This window comes from Gottfriedia solisilvae, assembly GCF_002128405.1.
Lineage (GTDB): Bacteria > Bacillota > Bacilli > Bacillales > Bacillaceae_G > Gottfriedia > Gottfriedia solisilvae.
Genome location: NZ_NETJ01000006.1, coordinates 101,334 through 119,143, shown reverse-complemented (window position 1 = coordinate 119,143; position 17,810 = coordinate 101,334). Strand labels below are relative to the sequence as shown.

Annotated in this window: 15 protein-coding genes; 5 read left to right on the top strand and 10 right to left on the bottom strand. The window is 32.0% G+C overall.

Annotated elements, in window-relative coordinates:
* Positions 1 to 82: 82 nt before the first annotated feature.
* From CAB05_RS18590 to CAB05_RS18570, 5 genes are all read right to left on the bottom strand, one after another.
* A complete protein-coding gene (locus CAB05_RS18590; RefSeq protein ID WP_088002716.1) occupies positions 83 to 1,651 on the bottom strand; it encodes an alpha-amylase family glycosyl hydrolase in 1,569 nt (522 codons plus the stop codon).
* 79 nt (positions 1,652 to 1,730) lie between these two features.
* Entirely contained in the window at positions 1,731 to 2,594 is an 864-nt protein-coding gene (locus tag CAB05_RS18585) for a sugar ABC transporter permease (protein ID WP_088002713.1), read from the bottom strand.
* A gap of 1 nt (position 2,595) precedes the next feature.
* Positions 2,596 to 4,017 carry a carbohydrate ABC transporter permease gene (locus CAB05_RS18580; protein ID WP_235821559.1) on the bottom strand — a complete coding sequence of 474 codons (1,422 nt, stop codon included), beginning with the start codon at positions 4,015 to 4,017 and terminating at the stop codon, positions 2,596 to 2,598.
* A gap of 154 nt (positions 4,018 to 4,171) precedes the next feature.
* Positions 4,172 to 5,515: a sugar ABC transporter substrate-binding protein gene (locus tag CAB05_RS18575; protein WP_088002710.1), complete on the bottom strand. Its 1,344-nt coding sequence runs from the start codon at positions 5,513 to 5,515 to the stop codon at positions 4,172 to 4,174.
* 320 nt (positions 5,516 to 5,835) lie between these two features.
* The gene (locus tag CAB05_RS18570) at positions 5,836 to 6,606 is read right to left on the bottom strand and encodes a DUF1189 family protein (RefSeq protein ID WP_088002707.1); all 771 of its coding nucleotides are present in this window, start codon (positions 6,604 to 6,606) and stop codon (positions 5,836 to 5,838) included.
* A gap of 184 nt (positions 6,607 to 6,790) precedes the next feature.
* Between CAB05_RS18570 and CAB05_RS18565 the strand changes: the two genes are divergently transcribed.
* Both CAB05_RS18565 and CAB05_RS18560 read left to right on the top strand, forming a co-directional pair.
* Positions 6,791 to 8,542 carry a glycoside hydrolase family 13 protein gene (locus CAB05_RS18565; protein ID WP_088002703.1) on the top strand — a complete coding sequence of 584 codons (1,752 nt, stop codon included), beginning with the start codon at positions 6,791 to 6,793 and terminating at the stop codon, positions 8,540 to 8,542.
* A gap of 115 nt (positions 8,543 to 8,657) precedes the next feature.
* Entirely contained in the window at positions 8,658 to 10,049 is a 1,392-nt protein-coding gene (locus CAB05_RS18560; RefSeq protein ID WP_174567301.1) for an MATE family efflux transporter, read from the top strand.
* Positions 10,050 to 10,102: 53 nt separating this feature from the next.
* Here CAB05_RS18560 and CAB05_RS18555 read toward each other — a convergent pair whose 3' ends face one another.
* A complete protein-coding gene (locus CAB05_RS18555) occupies positions 10,103 to 10,372 on the bottom strand; it encodes a DUF1292 domain-containing protein (protein ID WP_088002700.1) in 270 nt (89 codons plus the stop codon).
* 114 nt (positions 10,373 to 10,486) lie between these two features.
* Positions 10,487 to 10,987: a hypothetical protein gene (locus CAB05_RS18550; RefSeq protein WP_088002697.1), complete on the bottom strand. Its 501-nt coding sequence runs from the start codon at positions 10,985 to 10,987 to the stop codon at positions 10,487 to 10,489.
* A 175-nt stretch (positions 10,988 to 11,162) separates the two neighbouring features.
* Here CAB05_RS18550 and CAB05_RS18545 point away from each other — a divergent pair, with 175 nt between their 5' ends.
* On the top strand, positions 11,163 to 11,468 hold the full coding sequence (locus CAB05_RS18545) for a hypothetical protein (RefSeq protein ID WP_088002694.1): 306 nt from the start codon (positions 11,163 to 11,165) through the stop codon (positions 11,466 to 11,468).
* A 123-nt stretch (positions 11,469 to 11,591) separates the two neighbouring features.
* Here CAB05_RS18545 and CAB05_RS18540 read toward each other — a convergent pair whose 3' ends face one another.
* Both CAB05_RS18540 and CAB05_RS18535 read right to left on the bottom strand, forming a co-directional pair.
* Entirely contained in the window at positions 11,592 to 12,176 is a 585-nt protein-coding gene (locus CAB05_RS18540; protein ID WP_088002692.1) for a hypothetical protein, read from the bottom strand.
* A 221-nt stretch (positions 12,177 to 12,397) separates the two neighbouring features.
* Entirely contained in the window at positions 12,398 to 13,723 is a 1,326-nt protein-coding gene (locus CAB05_RS18535; RefSeq protein ID WP_088002689.1) for a Na+/H+ antiporter NhaC family protein, read from the bottom strand.
* A 784-nt stretch (positions 13,724 to 14,507) separates the two neighbouring features.
* Here CAB05_RS18535 and CAB05_RS18525 point away from each other — a divergent pair.
* On the top strand, positions 14,508 to 14,714 hold the full coding sequence (locus CAB05_RS18525) for a hypothetical protein (RefSeq protein ID WP_088002682.1): 207 nt from the start codon (positions 14,508 to 14,510) through the stop codon (positions 14,712 to 14,714).
* A gap of 126 nt (positions 14,715 to 14,840) precedes the next feature.
* The gene (locus CAB05_RS18520; RefSeq protein ID WP_088002678.1) at positions 14,841 to 16,511 is read left to right on the top strand and encodes a ribonuclease J; all 1,671 of its coding nucleotides are present in this window, start codon (positions 14,841 to 14,843) and stop codon (positions 16,509 to 16,511) included.
* A gap of 37 nt (positions 16,512 to 16,548) precedes the next feature.
* Here the strand turns inward: CAB05_RS18520 and ligD are convergent, their stop codons facing one another.
* Complete coding sequence (gene ligD / locus CAB05_RS18515) at positions 16,549 to 17,805, bottom strand: DNA ligase D (RefSeq protein WP_088002675.1); 1,257 nt, start codon at positions 17,803 to 17,805, stop codon at positions 16,549 to 16,551.
* Between the last annotated feature and the right edge of the window lie 5 nt (positions 17,806 to 17,810).

Below are 17,810 nucleotides of genomic sequence, written 5' to 3'. Positions count from 1 at the left end.
TTTAAGATCATTTATATACGAGCTATCTATTCTGCGATTAAATATATGATATCACTATCATAGGGGTTCTTGATATAGTACATTATTTTTGGACTTCAAGAATAATTGTTCCATAGCCATTTAACGTAAGATTTGATTGATTGAAAGTAGCTTGATTCATATATAGATTCTTGATGATTTTCTCTTTTAGATTCAATTTAATCGGTTCTGCTTCAATATTATGAATGACTAAAACCTTTTGGTTCTGACTTTCTCTAAAATAAGATAAACTTGATCCTTCATTATAAGGACCTTCAATAAAATCACTAAAAATATCAAATGCCTCATTACTATTTCTTACTGATATTAAATTTTTATAATGAGAGAACATTGAATGAGGATTTTTTCTTTGTTCATCTAATGAAGCCAGCTCTTTATTTAAACTAATCGGTTCCCACCTAGTTGTACCGTCAGTTAATGTTTTATTCCACTTAAATGGTTCTCGAATTTGTTCATCTGGCTTTTGCCCCAACATTCCTAACTCCTCACCATAGTAAACATAGGCAATTCCAGGTAATGTTAAATAAATACTTGCAGCTAATTTTGCTTGATCAAGATTTCCATTTAATTGGCTTGCTACACGATTTTGATCATGATTACTAATAAATACTGAATCAATAAATCGTTGACCATCCTTCAACTTTTTCCCTTCAATTTCATTTGAAAAGAAAGATTGAAAGTCAAATGCAGTGCCAGTTTTCACAACACGCATAATTTGATCTGAACCATCAAAATTGAACATTGAATCAAATGATTCATAATATCTCTTTTGGTCATTAATCGGTTTCCAAACTTCTGCTATTACAAATGCATCTGGATTTGTTTTCTTAACGTTAGATGTGTACTCTTTCCAAAAATTAATATTTTTTCCAAGTACATTTGTGCCACGTTTATATTCACTTGGTTCAAACCCCATTGCTGCGGCATCTAGACGGAATCCATCAATCCCTTTATCTAACCAAAAATTGGAGATTTTATATATTTCATTTCTTACTTCTTCATTATCTAAATTTAAATCAGGCATTCCTTCCCAAAAAAATGCATGGTAGAATTGTTTTCCTGCACGATACCATGGTCCTTTTAACGGAAAATCTTTGTTTTTTCCATCATTGAAAATATAATAATCCTTATATTTCTCTTCACCTTTAACAGCCTTTTTAAACCACGGATGCTGAATTGATGTATGATTAAACACCATGTCCATCATAATTTTAATATTTTTTTCTTTTGCAGTTTTTAATAGATTTTCAAAATCATTCATCGTACCAAACTTTGGATCAATAGCATAGTAATCTATCACATCATATTTATGGTATGAAGGGGATGGATGAATCGGATTCAGATAAATACATTGAATGCCAAGGTCTCTTAAGTAATCCAATTTATTTTCTATCCCTTTTAAATCACCATATCCGTCATTATTTGAATCCGCAAATGATATCGGAAATAATGAATAACATGTTCGAACATCTTCACTGAAAGTCTTACTTATATTAAAATTTTTGATTTTTTTATCTTCAATCGGTGTAATCTTTTTTGTTGTAGTTTGATTCGAACATCCAATTAGTGAGGCAATACATAATAAAGCGACTAGCGTTTTTATTGATTTCATCTTCTGCCCTCATTTTGAAAAAAAGAGTGAGATACAAGACCTCACTCTGTTCATTTTTATATTTTACTAAGATTACTGATTAGCCTTTGTTTGCACCAGCAGTTACACCTTGAATAATGTATTTTTGTAACCATACGTATAAAATCGTAATTGGAACTGCAACTAATACTGCACCAGCAGCAAACATTGTAAAGTTTTGGTTTGTTTGACCTTTAATTAATTCAAATAAACCGATTGCTAATGTTTTCTTTTCATTTGAGCTAATTAACAAACGTGGAAGGATGAAGTCCATCCAAGGTGCCATAAATTGTGTTAAGGCAACGAATGTTAAAATTGGTTTTGATAAAGGTAAAATAATCTTAAAGAAAATTTGTGTCTTTGTTGCTCCATCTATCATTGCTGATTCATCTAGCGCTTTTGGAACTGCACCTAGGTAACCTTTAATTAACCAAGTATTAAAAGGAATTTGTCCCGCTGCATATACCAATACTAATCCTAAGTGATTATTTAATAATCCAAAGTTTAAGAATAAGATGTAAATCGCAATCATTCCCATAAATGAAGGGAACATTTGTAATACTAGAATCGCAACCATACCAAATTTTTTCCCTTTAAATTTAAAGCGAGAAAATACATATGCTGCCGATGTTGATAAAAATACTGAAATGACCATGTTCAATAGTGCAATCTTTAAAGTATTCCAGTACCAAAGAGAAAACTTTGTCTTCTCAAATAATTCTTTATAGTGTTCAATTGTAGGATTTTTTGGAATCGGCGTTGCACTTGCAAGTCCAGTTGACTCACCAAATGACGAACCTACAATCCAAATAATCGGAAATAAAACCACAATCGCAACTAATATTAATAAAATGTAAGTTAATGATGTTAGTAATGCGCTTCCAAAATTAAAACTCTTCTTGTTCATTTTTATATTTGTAGACATTTTAGAACTCCTCCTCTTTAAATTGCTTTGTACGAGTAAAGTTCCAAGCAGAAATCGATCCGATAATTAAGAAGATTAGAATCGACATCACAGACGCCATATTATACATACGATTATCTAAAGTCAATTTGTAAATCCACGTAATAAGGATATCTGTTGATCCAGCAAACTGGTAATTCGGATTAGCTGGTCCACCTTCTGTTAAGAAATAGATAACGTTGAAATTATTAAAGTTTGTAGCAAAAGACATAATTAGTAGTGGTGCTGTTGCAGCAAGTACTAATGGGAAAGTAATTTTCCAAAATTCTTGCGTTCTTGTTGCACCATCAATCTTAGCAGCTTCATAAATTTCTTTATCTAAACTAGTCATAACCCCAGTCATTAAAGCCATAAAATAAGGGAATCCTAACCATAAGTTAATAACAATGATTGTTGCACGAGCAACGTTTGGATGATTAGAATCTGTAAACCATCCGATTCGTTCTGCAGTCAAGCCAATATCTACTAAGAACTGAGAGATTGGACCAAATTGACCATTAAATAATGTTTTAAATACTAAAAGTGAAATCATACTTGGAATTGCCCAAGGTAAGATAAAAATTGTACGCCAGAATTTCTTTCCTTTTACTCGATTACTATTTACGACTACCGCCATAAACAATCCACCGAAGAAACATGTTACTGTTGATAAGATTGCCCAAACGAATGTCCAAGTAAATACTCCAGTAAATGTATGTGTCCATATCGGTAATGAGAATAAATTAACGAAGTTTTCGAATCCAACCCAGCTTACTAGTTTAGTAGGCGGTAAGTGGAATTTATTATAATCTGTAAATGCGATTAATACGCCAAAAATGATTGGCATTAATGAAATTAATGTCAACATAACCATTGATGGAATTAGAACGATAAATTCAAACATTCCATCCCATAAGTCTCTTAAGTATTCTCTTGAAGTTTGTACAAAGTTTGTTTCATTTAAAGTTCTTCTTACTTTGTATGCGTCTTTTATGTTCCAATAGTATATTCCAATAAGTACTGAAATAAATATTAGTGCTATAATTCCATTTATTAAAAGTACAATTGAGTGATCACCTTCAGTTAGTCCAGTGATTCCCATCGTACGAGGCTGTGTACCTAGAGTTACTAAACCCCAAAATCCTTTTATAAAAAATCCACCATTTTCTCTTAAATAGAAACCTTCAGAAAGATCAGCTTTTGAGTAGTGACCTGATACAACCTCAACTAATACAACAAATAATTGTATTGCAAAGAAGAATAAACCTTTTAAAAATTGCTTGTTTACGACTTGTCCAAGTCCCCAAATAAAGACTGACAGAATGGCTGGCAGTGATGGGTTCATTTGTTTTGATCCGTTATCAGGTATATTAGGCTTTTGTTCTTTAACATTCGCCGTTGCCATATCTTTTCTCCCCCTTCCGTACCAAAAATTGGTACCTGTATATGCAAAACAATATCTTATTATCTTAAATTATGCAAATAGCAGAAACCGTTTGCATAATTAGTTGATAATACAGCCTCTCATTGATTGAGAGGCTGTAATGATACTAGATTGATTATTTACCTGCACCACTTTGTAATGCTTCGAAATCTTCAACAGCTTTCTTTTGTGCTTCTTCAGGTGACATTAAGCCATCCCAAACATTTACGATCATGTTTTTAGCAGGATCCCACCAGTTAGCCATTTCTGGAATAGATGGCATTGGTTTTGAGAATGCTGCTTGAGCTGCAACACCTTGAAGTAATACATCATCACTTAAACCAGGAACTTCACTTGCATATTGCTCTTTAAGAGCTGGTAATTTACCAGTAGTTTTGTATAAAGCTTCAGCACCTTCTTTTGAACCTAAGAACATTGCGAATACACGTGCAGCCGCTGGGTGTTTAGAGTAAGAAGATACGTTTGCAATTTGGTTACCAGAGAAAGTTACAGGTTGGTTACCATTAATTTTTGGAAGTTGAGCAATTCCAAATTCAAATTTATTTTTCTCAGCACCTTTTTTCACATCACCGATCGCCCAAGGACCAGTAATTAAGAATGGTGTTTTACCTTTAGCAAATTCTAAAGTAGTTGTATCGTTTGTAGCATCTGCAGAGTTTACATCCCACTCAGGACGAACTGCTTTTAATGCTTCTAGACCAGCTTTTGCTTCTTCAGTATCAAATCCGATTTTAGAAGCATCTGTTCCATCTTTACCGAATAAGTCATAACCATTAGCTGATAAGAAGAAGTAACTCATGTAAGAGTTTCCAACTTCCCAACGAACTGTCCATTGGTTTTTCTTTTTATTATTGTATGTTTTAGCTAATTCAGAAATTTGAGACCAATCAGTAGGTGCAGCATCTGAACCAGTTAATTCTTTTAATAATGTTTTGTTATAGAATAATGCAACCGATTCTGTAGAGATTGGAACACCATAAGCTTGACCATCGCTCATTACAGTACCAACTGAAGAATCTAAGAAACGATCTTTAATTTGATCAGTATATTGTCCCATTGGTCCAATAATTGCTGATTCTAATGAAGCACCAATACCATCATGTGGTTGAACGAAAACGTCTGCACCTAATCCAGCTTCACCATCAAGTTCCATTTTAGCACGAGTATCAACCGCACCAACTTTTTCATACTCAATTTTTACTTTTGGATATTTAGCATTGAAAGCTTCAATGATAGCGTTTGCATAATCGTCATTATCTAACCATACTTTTAATGGAGCTTCACCGTTTAATACTTCTTCTTCCATTTTGTAACCTTTAGCTTGTTCATCCCAAGGAAGGTCGTCTTTCTTTTTGTCTTTAGCAGAGTTTGCAGTATCTTTTGAAGATCCACATCCAGCTAATGCACCTAAACTTAAGCTTACCGTTGCAAATACAGCAAACATTGATTTTAGTTTCACTTTTGTTTCCCCCTAACAAGGTTATAATTTTCATAAAGTATAGCAAGCGCTTTCACACTTTTATAATAATCTACTAAAATATGAAAGTCAAACAAATTAGTATATTTTTATTTTTATATCAATTGTTGATATAAGCGCTTACATTTCACTTTTTTAAGAAATTCTTCTTACATCATAAACGATAAAGACAAAAATATATATAGCTTTTCCATTTAAATATATTGGACAATTTGGTAATAAATAACATATTTATTTCTAAATTTTTAGTAAATTTAAAAATAAAAGGAGGAATGCTCTTCCTCCCCTTGACACTACTGTATTTATACGACTCGATTATATTTACGATAGACATAGTATGCAAATAAAATTACGCCAAAATTAAAAGCAATATATAGAAATGCGATCGAAAAAATCGTTCCAATCATAAACGCAAAAATAGCTGGTAAAGTAGCTGCATATGATAGAAATGAGAAGAATTGCCTATATGTCAACTTTTTAGAATTTCCAATATTAAATAATAAAGCCATTAACGATACAATTGCGATATAAATAATATTCGTAACAATCGTTATTGGGTAAAATAATTGCATCATCATTGCAACTGCTTGCATTTTAACACTAGATACAATTCCAAGTAATAATTGATCAGCATCTTTTTGATCTAATGCTTTAACTAATTGGTCATTATATCCCCCATAAAGATCAAAGCCTAGTAAATTTGCATGGATATGTTTTTTCCCAAAGATAATCGTGATACTCTCTTTGTCATCCACATCATATTGATCTGTTGGATCAAAAACAATTCGCTGGTTTTTTACTTTAATTACTTTTTGTTTATTGTTCTGACAAGAAAGTTGGTCGTCATAACGACAATTTGGTAATTCATTCTGCCAACTAGTGTTTTCATAATATGGTGCAAATACTCTCTCCGCTAATCTTTGTGAATCAGTTTGTATGATTTGAAACACTAACGGAAAAGCAATTAATGAACCCACTAGTATATTTTGTATTAATACATAAATTAGTTTGCTATCTTTTGCTTCATATATACTTTTCAACTTAAATCGCTTTGTAAAAAAGTTTCTGATCAATTCTGCTCCTCCTAGTACATTCTGCTCTTGTCTACTCTATCACATATTATACATTTATAAAGTATGAAATAAAAATCATTCATTGTACAAATATGAGCTTTCAAAACAATTGACAATGAAAGCGTTTAATTATAATCTTTTTTTAAGCAAACGATTGTCTAAATAAGACGCTGGAGGTAGCATAATGTTAAAAGAAGCTATATATCACCGCCCGAAAAATAACTATGCATACGCTTACAATAACGAAACTCTTCATATTCGATTACGTACGAAAAAAGATGATGTTTCGTCTGTTCATTTAATTCATGGAGACCCTTACCATTGGGAAGATGGAGCTTGGCAAATTAATAAAACAGAAATGAAAATAAGCGGTAGTACGGAATTATTCGATTACTGGTTTGTAGAAATCAAGCCGCCGTTCCGTCGTCTTCGATATGGTTTTGAACTTAGCAATCATGAGGAAACGATTGTTTATGCAGAGAGAGGATTTTATGATGAAATCCCAACAGATGATACAGCATATTATTTCTGTTTCCCATTCTTAAATGAAGCAGATATCTTTAAAGCTCCTAGTTGGGCTAAAGATACAGTATGGTATCAAATCTTCCCAGAAAGATTTGCAAATGGTGACCCTTCAATTAATCCTAAAGGCACATTAGAGTGGGAAAGCGAAGAACCTGCTACAAATAATTTCTTCGGAGGAGATTTTGAAGGTGTAATACAACATCTTGACCATCTTGTAGAATTAGGAATTGGCGGAATTTATTTTACCCCAATTTTCAAAGCGCATTCAAATCATAAATATGACACGATTGATTATATGGAAATTGATCCACAATTTGGCACGAAAGAAACATTTAAGAGATTAGTAGATGAGTGCCATGAGCGAAATATTAAAGTCATGTTAGATGCTGTGTTTAATCACAGTGGATATTTCTTTGAGCCTTTTCAAGATGTATTGCAAAAACAAGAAAAATCAATATATAAAGACTGGTTCCACTTAAAGGAATTCCCGATTGTGACTGAGCCGACACCAAATTATGATGCTTTTGCTTTTGTTCCGTCAATGCCAAAATTAAATACTGAACATCCAGATGTTAAAGCATACCTTTTAGAAGTTGGTAAGTATTGGGCAAAAGAATTCAATATTGATGGCTGGCGTTTAGACGTTGCAAATGAAGTCGACCATGCATTTTGGAGAGAATTTAGAACAGCAGTTAAATCTGTAAATCCTGATCTTTATATTTTAGGTGAAATATGGCATGATTCAATGCCTTGGTTACAGGGTGATCAGTTTGATGCTGTTATGAACTATCCATTTACAAATGGTGCTTTAGATTTCTTCGCAAAGGATAAAATCTCTGCTGAAGATTTCACGAATGTGATTAGTGAAGTACTTCATTCATATCCACAAAATGTAAATGAAGTTGCCTTTAACTTATTAGGTAGCCATGACACACCTCGAGTCTTAACAATTTGTGATGAGAAAATTGAAAAACTAAAACTATTGTATACATTCCAATTGTCATTCCCAGGTGCTCCTTGCATTTATTATGGTGATGAAATTGGTATGACTGGAAAACAAGATCCAGGTTGCCGCAAATGTATGGTTTGGGATGAAGAACGTCAAGATCGTGATCTGTTTGAATATGTTCAGACACTTTTAAAGCTTCGTAAAGACCATAAAGCCATTGGTAGTGAAGGTACATTTAGTTTTATTGAAGCCAACAATGAAAATAATACAATTGTTTACGCTAAAACATTTGAGAGCGATACTTTTGTATACATTTTAAGTAATAGTCCAAACGAATTATCAGTTAAAACGCCTGATTTATTCAAAAATAAAACTGTATTTAATGTCATAACAGAAAAAAATGAAACATATAATACAGAGTTTACAATTGAAGGTTATGGTATCAAAATTATTAGATTATAGGATTTGTTAAATTTATTTTAACTAGAACCAAATTATAAATTGTAAAGGGTGTCCTAACACAATACATTATTGTATTGAGACATCCTTTTCTTTTTTGAAAAGGTAGGGATGAAACATGGAATCTTCAAACAAGATTCAAAGTAACGATAAGCCACTCTCCCTTTTGCATATTACCTGGCCAATATTTATTGAAATATTATTATTCATGTTAATGGGTAGTGTCGATACCCTAATGCTAAGTAGGTATTCTGACCATGCAGTAGCCGCTGTAGGTGTTGCGTCTCAAGTCATGGGCTTAGTTACATTATTATTTGGTTTTGTAACTGCTGGTACATCAATATTAGTTGCTCAATATTTAGGTGCAAAAAATGAGTATAAAGCAAAAGAAGTTTTTACAGTATCTATGATCGCAAACTTTGGGATCGGTATCATCATTAGTATTTTATTATTCTTTTTTTCTTCCTACATTTTAAAATGGATGGGATTAGATCCAGACTTAATCTTAAGAGGAAATTCATTTTTAGAAATCGTTGGTGCATTTATGTTCGTTCAAGCAATTATGATGACGATTTCGGCAACTTTACGTAGTTATGGTTTCACGAAAGATATGATGAAAGTCACTATTTTAATGAATATACTAAATGCAATTGGAAATTATTTTGTCATTTTTGGTCCTTTTGGTTTACCAGTTCTTGGTGAAGCAGGCGTAGCATGGTCTACTTCAATTGCAAGGATTATCTGTACTATTTTAATTATTTATATTTTCATGAAAAGGATTGGCTTTATTTCATTTAAAAAAGTCCTACAATCTAAACCAATTCAGCACTCGAAAAATTTATTTAAAATCGGCGTTCCTGCGGCTGGAGAAAATATTTCATATAATGCCTCTCAAATCGTTATTACGATCTTTATTACAATGATTGGAACTGAGGCTTTGACAACTAAGGTATATGCTCAAAATATTATGATGTTTATCTTCTTATTTTCAGTAGCAATTGGGCAAGGTGAACAAATTATCATAGGAAGACTAGTTGGTGCGAGAGATTTAAAAACCGCATATGAACACTGTATCCGCAGCCTAAAATTAGGAATCTGTATTTCGACTTTAATGGCTATTATCGCATCCTTATTCTCTAAACCATTATTTTCAATCTTTACTGATAATGAACAAATTATCCACACAGGAACAGTACTTTTAATTTGTACAATTATTCTCGAACCTGGTCGAGCTTTTAATTTAATCGTAATCAGTTCTTTACGTGCAGCTGGAGACGTGAAATTCCCCGTCATGATGGGCATTATATCAATGTGGGGCATTAGTATTCCGATCGCATACATACTAGGAGTTCACTTTAACCTTGGACTAATAGGCGTATGGATTGCATTTATTGCAGATGAATGGATACGTGGATTACTCATGCTTTGGAGATGGCGTTCAAAAAAATGGGAATCAGCCTCATTCGTACAGAGTGAATCGGTAAGCGAAACCGTCCCTGCTTCAAGTTAATTTATTAAAAAAAGTAGAAATTGATATCATCTCAATTTCTACTTTTTTATGTTTTATTCTTCTTCTTTTAGTGATTGATCAAATGCTGCAGATACTTTTTCAAATTCTTCTTCTGTCTCAATATCAAAGAACTCGCCACTTTCTTCTACTCTTAAGAAGAAAACATCAATATCTTCATCACTCTCTTGTTCTACATCTTCAACTAAGCCAACTGCTATGTATTCTACACCTTCAATGTCAAGTGCGCCTAGTACTTCATAGTCTTGTTCTTGATCATCTTCATAGCTTAATGTTAGGATTTCGCCTACTTCAATTTTTTCCATGGATTATTGTCCTCTCTATTTCTAGATTCATTTTACATAAAGTAAATCTAATCTTTATGTTCCCTAAGTGTATCAGATTCATACGAAAAGCTTAAATTTTATTTAGTGATCCTACTATTTGAATTCAATAGAGTTCCCAATACTGTATTCTAACGTACGACTTTCCCCATGTTCTGTTTGATAAGAAATTCTTATGAACGTATCTTCAAAAGCCTTTCTAATTTGTTCTTCACTAACTCCTTTTGAATAATACACAATTTCTCTATGATAAGTTGAACTATCTCCCATTTTATAATAATTCCCAAACCAATAACGTTCTCCATTTATCGAATTGATTCTATATTTCCAAATAGTATGTTCTGGAATATTAACGTTTCGATAAGTAATTTGATTAGAATTTTTCATTTCAAAATCAAATACGATCTTCTTAAAATCATGAATTGAAGGATTACTTAATCCCATCGTACCTACTGCACTATATTCATTTTTCGTTAATTCTCTAACAATTATGTCCATTTTAATTTTCGGTTCGTAAGGTATATTGCTACATGAAGTTAATAAAACCAATTGAAAAAAAATGATAAAAGATATGATGACTTTATTTATTTTTTTCAATTGAAAACCTCCTAATAAAAATTTTTTAAAAATCCAAAATTTTTAGCATTTTCTTTAATTCACATTAATATCTTTATAAAAACAAAGATTGTTATGAATCTATGAGTTTATTCATTTGGACAAGTTATGAAATCTATAAATATTGATTCAATCTATATTTTAGGAGGATATGTTAATGCCAAATTCAGTAATGATTCAAGAACAAACAGTCTCTAAAAAACAAACAAAATTGAGTTTATTTTTTAACCGTTTCATAAAATCAACTCTTCAAGAAAGTTCCCAAACGGAAATATTACATAACGAACTTCGAAACTTACAAAAGCAATTAGAATATAAAGAAATCAATTTTATCCATGCTGAACCTGAATATATTGATGTTGCTATTATGGAGCTTGAAGCAATTCGTTTAAAATATAGTATTACTGTAAGACAATTAAAAGACATTGTATCTCAGAAAGAAAAATTATATTCTGAAGCATAAAACGGCAATCATATTGATTGCCGTTTTTTTACTGAGTAAGAGGTTTGAATCTAATTAAATACGAAAACAGAGACAAAAGCTTTATAATATCTCTGTTTATCATTAGGTTTCATATTATTTAGTTTACTCGTTCACTTTAAAATCAATTGGCGAGTTAATGTTATACTCTATTTGAACATTTTTACCACTCTTAACTGTTTCTACATAAAAGTCTGCGTTACCGTTTAATATGTAGTAACCATAAGGCAAGCGTTTTGTATCCATTATTTTTTTCATAAAATCTACATATTCTTTCGGGTCATCACCACTATAGCTCCCGTTTCCTATAAAGTATTCTTCTCGTAAAGGTTTTCCTTTTACAATTGTTGTTTTCACTAAAGGTTGATTCATCCCATACACAATATCATAATTTCTCGTTTTTTCTTTAAGATTAAAATAAAACGGTGATGCAGCATGATAAATTGTGACTTGTTCTTCATTTCCTACGTATTCAAGTTCAGCATAAATTTTAACCTTTTCATTATTTGCATATTCTTGTTTTTCAGAAACAATGCGATAAATAAAATCCTTTACTCTTACCTCAGAGTGAGAATTCATTACTTTATATTCATCCAAAATTGACTCTTTCTTCTTTGATTCTTCATTAGATGAACAACTTGATAACATAAAAACAAACATCACTGTTAATAACATAAATAATTTTTTCATACAGAACCCCCTTGACATTACTTGCTGCAATATTTTAATGGTAAGATTCTGTTAAAAAAGATGATTTGATCTCATTAACAGAGCCAATTAAAAATATATAGTCTAATCAATTTCTAATTTTAGCAGAATAAATAATATTCTAAAGGTACTTTCAACCTATTAAATAATGGTCTCAAAAAAAAAACACTTCTTCTTATTGAAAAAGTGTTTTGCTAAAATCTTTATGAACTAATCTCATATCTTGTTTGATAATTTTTACGTCTTTTTGCAAATGAAACAAATAAAGTTAAGCATGGCAGAATCCATAAAAATATCGCATATGGTATATAGTCAAACAAATCCATATTAACAACAGTGCTACTCATAATGGCAAGTACATTCCAAGGGATCATTGCTGGAAAAAGCAAAGTTGTATCGCTCATAATTCGTGCCAGTTCTTCTTTACTATATTTATTTGACCAATGTGAAAGGAAAGAACGACCAGTAAGAATAATTGGCATCGTTTGATTTCCGGCTATTATACAAATAAGCAGAGATGCAATTACAGTTTTAAAAGAATCTGACATCATAGATGTTGATGATGAGAGCCATTTATCCAAGATGGGTTGAATTACATTTAACTCTTCCAATAATGCATTATAAACGCCAGCAATTGCAATGAACAGTAGTAAGCTATACATATGAATTAGACCTCCGCCTAATCCCTCAATTCCATACCAAAGTGCATGTACAATCTCAGAAATAGAAATACCATGAAACATAGCTATAAAACTACTAGATAAAATACTTATAACATAAGATATGATAATGTTTAATCTGAATAAAACAAGCAAGACTAACAGAATTGGCGGTATAAAATGAAGGAATGAGATCTTCTGTACAATCTCTAGTTCATTATGTATGACTGAAAGATTACTTCCATACCTAACATCCATCATGCTAAAAAACAATCCTGTCACTAAGATTGCTAAGATTGAAGTTAAAAGCATTGCTTTCCCTTGTTTTTTAACAGTTGTTTCTAATATATTGGCTAACAGTTGATGAGCACTTGAAAATGGTGAAGTTCGGTCTCCAACAAATGCCCCTGAAATAACAGCACCGGCCGTAATTTCTAAAGGTATATGTAATAAAATTGCAGTACTCATTAAAGGTACACCTAAAGCACTTAATGTTCCGATTGATGAGCCGAGTATCATTGAAAAAATCATTGTTGTAAGAAAACAAAAAACAAAAAAATGATGTGGATTAATCGCTTGTAATGTAACCGAAACCATCGAGTTAATCGTTCCAGACAAAAACCAAGACGGTAGCAAAAAGCTAATTAAAAATAAAATCATTAATACAATTTTTACTTTTCCGATTCCTTTATATCCTACCTTCAACATACGCGTAACATCATAACCTTTTTTTACACTTAAATAGATTAAGAAAAGTAGCCCGGGTAAAATACCAAAGACAAGTGAAAAATGTAATAAAACGGAAGTAATGATTCCAGATAATGTAATAAAAATAAGTAAACTTGCTTGTGTTACAGAGTATTGCTCCATTTAAGTCTCCTTCTTTCAAAAAGCTTGCTTCCTTTATTATAATGATGGCAATGAATGCTTGTAAATTTTACAACGATTAAGATTCAATTAAAAAGCACTAAATGCTTCTTCTATTTCCTTACGCGAAAACCAAAAACAGAATTAGACAGAAAAAATAACCGACATGTAGAAATAGAAAAATTAATACACTCTTAATTTTTCTATGCAGTAGCATGTACTTCAAAACTAAACAATGTCCAAAAAGTATTAAAATTGATATTACCCACCCATATAAAAAAGCTTGTAGTAAATAAACATTCATACCGAATTTTTCACTATTCCTTGTTAGAGCTTCACGTAAAAAAGCAATGATATAAAATACCGACCAGTAATTAAAAAAAGCTACAATCACCAGCAAAAAAAGAATGGTTTGCGCATAGTGTCCGATCAACCATTTAAAAATCTTTCTTGACCACACATTTATCGCTCCAGTTTTTTTGATCAATACAATCACTTCCTTTAAGCCTTAGCAAGTTGTATTATGGATTCCATTGAGCAAAAAACTTATCTTATCGATTGATTTATTGAATATATGAATCTATCAAATTTTAATATGTTGATATATCTATTTTATGACGTAACGGCTTTATGAAAACTTATACCCAACTTCTAAATTATATGTACTTAAAACTGCACCATTCGATGTAATGAATTTTTTTTTTTACAAGGCTTAAAAAACAGATGATTGAATTGAAAACACATAATTTTCAACAAGAAAACCATCCTATTTAATGGAGGTGTGATGATGTCTGAACCAATACAACCTGGAAACAAGAAACTACCTGATTTTAATGAATTGAATGATCGTTTGATTGCGGAACCTTCTAATACAGGACCAACATTAGTCATAAAAACCAATTTAGATCCGAAGGATTCAACTACTGAGAATCCATATTTTCAACATGATTCAAAATCAAGTAAGAAGCAATTTGAAGACTATTTTGAACAGTAAAGTTAAAAATAAGCTGGCTATCAGCTTATTTTTTTTGACCAAAACTAATTGAATTAATCGGAGTAGAAAGCACATACTAAGAAAAATATGGGAATTTTATGGTTCAAGAATTAGGAGGGATAGAAATTGAGGACTGAAGAAAGACTTTCTATTTTCGCATTAGGTGGTGTCAATGAAATTGGAAAAAATATGTATGCCATTCAATATGCAGATGAAATACTCATTATTGATTGTGGCGGGAAATTTCCCGATGAGAGTTTATTAGGGATTGATCTGATCATTCCAGATATAACTTACCTACACCAAAATAAAGAGAAAATAAAAGGTTTAATTGTCACACATGGACATGAGGATCATATTGGTGCCATTCCATACATATTAAAACAATTGAATTTGCCTATTTATGCTTCACCCTTAACACTTGGATTAATTGAGATTAAATTAAAAGAACATGGCCTGTTAAGTGATACTGAATTAAATACCATTCAATCTGATACTGTTCTTCAATTTAATGAATTTGGTGTAACTTTTTTCAAAACGAATCATAGTATCCCTGATTGCCTCGGTATTGTATTTCATACCCCTGAAGGAGTTGTTGTTCATACTGGTGACTTCAAATTCGATTTAACGCCGGTTAATAATCAATACCCTGATATTCACAAAATGGCTGACATTGGAAGTAAAGGCGTATTACTTTTGTTATCTGAAAGTACAAATGCCGAAAGACCAGGCTCTACCCCTTCAGAACGAATGGTTGGTGAACATATTGAAGAAGCATTTCATAGAGCAAAACGAAAAGTCATCATCTCAACCTTTGCTTCAAATGTCCATCGTGTTCAGCAAATTGTAGATGCCTCTATAAAGACGAATAGAAAACTTGCGTTACTAGGAAGAAGCATGGTAAATGTTGTAACAGTTGCAATGGAAAAAGACTATTTACGAATTCCTGAAGGTATGCTAATTGATGCACAAGAAATTAATCGTCTTGCACCAGAAAACGTTACGATTCTTTGTACAGGAAGCCAAGGTGAGCCACTTGCAGCACTTGCTCGCTTAGCAAGCTCCAGTTATCGAGATGTAGAAGTTCTTCCTGAAGATACTGTCATATTTGCCGCATCACCTATTCCGGGAAATGAACGAAATGTATCTCGAATTATTGATAATTTATACACCCTTGGGGCAAATGTAATTTATGGATCAGGTAGTTCAACAGGTATGCATGTTTCAGGCCATGCATATCAAGAAGAATTAAAACTAATGCTTACATTAATGAAACCAAAGTACTTTATCCCAATACATGGTGAATTTAGAATGCTTCATCATCATAGTGCATTAGCAGAATCAGTTGGGGTAGAGAAGTCGAATATTTTTATCATCAAAAATGGTGATGTAGTAGATATCCAAAATTCTGTCGCATCCCAAACTAGAAAAATTCCTTCTGGTAATATTTATGTGGATGGAATGGGCATTGGAGATGTAGGTAATATTGTCCTCAGAGACCGAAAGCAATTGTCAGAAGACGGAATGCTCGTCATCGTGATTACCATCAGTAAAGTTGAGAAAAAAATTATCTCTGGTCCAGATACAATTTCTCGTGGCTTTGTTTATGCGCGCGATTCTGAAAGCCTTATTAGAGAGGTCAATAAGCTTGCCAGCGATACTGTGAATGATTTACTTGATGCGAATACTCTTCAGTGGAATGTGATGAAACAAAATATAAAAAGATCAATTGGACAATATTTATTTACAAAAACTAAGAGAAAGCCAATGATTCTCCCAATCATCATTGAAATATAAAAAAGAACTCCCTTGGATGTATTCCTTAAGGGAGTTTTTACTTTTTATGTTCTTTTAACTTAGATATTACTTCTAATAAGGTAAGATTCTCTTGTTTAAAATAATCATTCATCGGGCAAATTGTGCTTGCTAAACGATTTAAAACAAAAGGTATTGTAAATGTTTCAATTTTTAAATCCTCTGTTATTTCATCCCAATACAGTGGAGTCGCAACTGTTGCTCCCTCTCTCCCTCTTGCAGAGTATGGACAAATAATTGTTTTCCCTTTGGCATGCTGTACATAATCAATATAAAGTCTTGTTCCCCGATTTTTCTTAAAGCGTTCAATTGTAAAATCATCTGGAAATTTCTCGATTAAATAATTCGCAATAAAACTAGTAAAGATCCTCGTTTCATCATAAGTTAATGAATGCTGTTTGATTGGGATATGAATTTGAATTCCTTTACTCCCAGATACCTTTGGATAGCTTTTAATCTGAAATGAATCAAAAATTAGTCTCATTTCCATTGCTGCCTTTATTGCTAATGGAAATGCCTCTTTATTTGGTGGGTCTAAATCAAAAACAATTTCAGTTGGATCATTACTATCAAATGTTTGAAAGGGAATGTGGAATTCAATCGCTAGTTGATTCCCTAGCCAAAGAAGCGTTGATACATCATTACAAATAATATAATTATTACCTTCTTGCTCTTTTGTTACGATAAAGCTTGGAGCATAGTCTGGACTATTCTTTTGAAAAAAAGACTCTCCTGGTACTCCATGTGGATACCTTATTGTAGTTAGCAATTTATTTTCTAAAAATGGAATCATATATGGAGAAATTTGGGCTAAGTATGAAAGATAGCCTTCCTTTGACAGAAACGGTTCACTCCAAATTGTCTTATCAAGGCTTGTCATAGATAACTCATTGTCTAGTGGCATATTCTTTAAAATTAATTGATCCCAAGTACAATCCTCCCATGAGTGCTGAAGTTGAAAAGATTTAAATGAAGGATCAATTAATCGATGATTTTCAAGCCCTTTAAAGTCCAGTTCAATGCAGATCCCTGGATTAACAAATATCGTTTTATTTTCTATACTTTTCTGATTATCAATAATCGCTTTTTTCAAAATTTCTTTTTCATTTTGATTTAATCCGTTTGTAAATGCTCCAATTTCGATGATGTCATTTTGTGTTTTTATTCCAACAATAAAATAGTCTTTGTCTGATTGAAAACCTAAAATAAAGAAATAGCCACTATAAATAGTGTCATTATTTTTAGTGAATGGCTCTAATAAAAGTGTATGGTTCATAATGT

What these genes read in the sequence shown, in the direction of transcription:
- CAB05_RS18590 (WP_088002716.1), bottom strand. Translation starts at nt 1,651, where the DNA reads ATGAAATCAATAAAAACGCTAGTCGCTTTATTATGTATTGCCTCACTA.
- CAB05_RS18585 (WP_088002713.1), bottom strand. Translation starts at nt 2,594, where the DNA reads ATGTCTACAAATATAAAAATGAACAAGAAGAGTTTTAATTTTGGAAGC.
- CAB05_RS18580 (WP_235821559.1), bottom strand. Translation starts at nt 4,017, where the DNA reads ATGGCAACGGCGAATGTTAAAGAACAAAAGCCTAATATACCTGATAAC.
- CAB05_RS18565 (WP_088002703.1), top strand. Translation starts at nt 6,791, where the DNA reads ATGTTAAAAGAAGCTATATATCACCGCCCGAAAAATAACTATGCATAC.
- CAB05_RS18560 (WP_174567301.1), top strand. Translation starts at nt 8,658, where the DNA reads ATGGAATCTTCAAACAAGATTCAAAGTAACGATAAGCCACTCTCCCTT.
- CAB05_RS18555 (WP_088002700.1), bottom strand. Translation starts at nt 10,372, where the DNA reads ATGGAAAAAATTGAAGTAGGCGAAATCCTAACATTAAGCTATGAAGAT.
- CAB05_RS18545 (WP_088002694.1), top strand. Translation starts at nt 11,163, where the DNA reads ATGCCAAATTCAGTAATGATTCAAGAACAAACAGTCTCTAAAAAACAA.
- CAB05_RS18540 (WP_088002692.1), bottom strand. Translation starts at nt 12,176, where the DNA reads ATGAAAAAATTATTTATGTTATTAACAGTGATGTTTGTTTTTATGTTA.
- CAB05_RS18535 (WP_088002689.1), bottom strand. Translation starts at nt 13,723, where the DNA reads ATGGAGCAATACTCTGTAACACAAGCAAGTTTACTTATTTTTATTACA.
- CAB05_RS18525 (WP_088002682.1), top strand. Translation starts at nt 14,508, where the DNA reads ATGTCTGAACCAATACAACCTGGAAACAAGAAACTACCTGATTTTAAT.
- ligD (WP_088002675.1), bottom strand. Translation starts at nt 17,805, where the DNA reads ATGAACCATACACTTTTATTAGAGCCATTCACTAAAAATAATGACACT.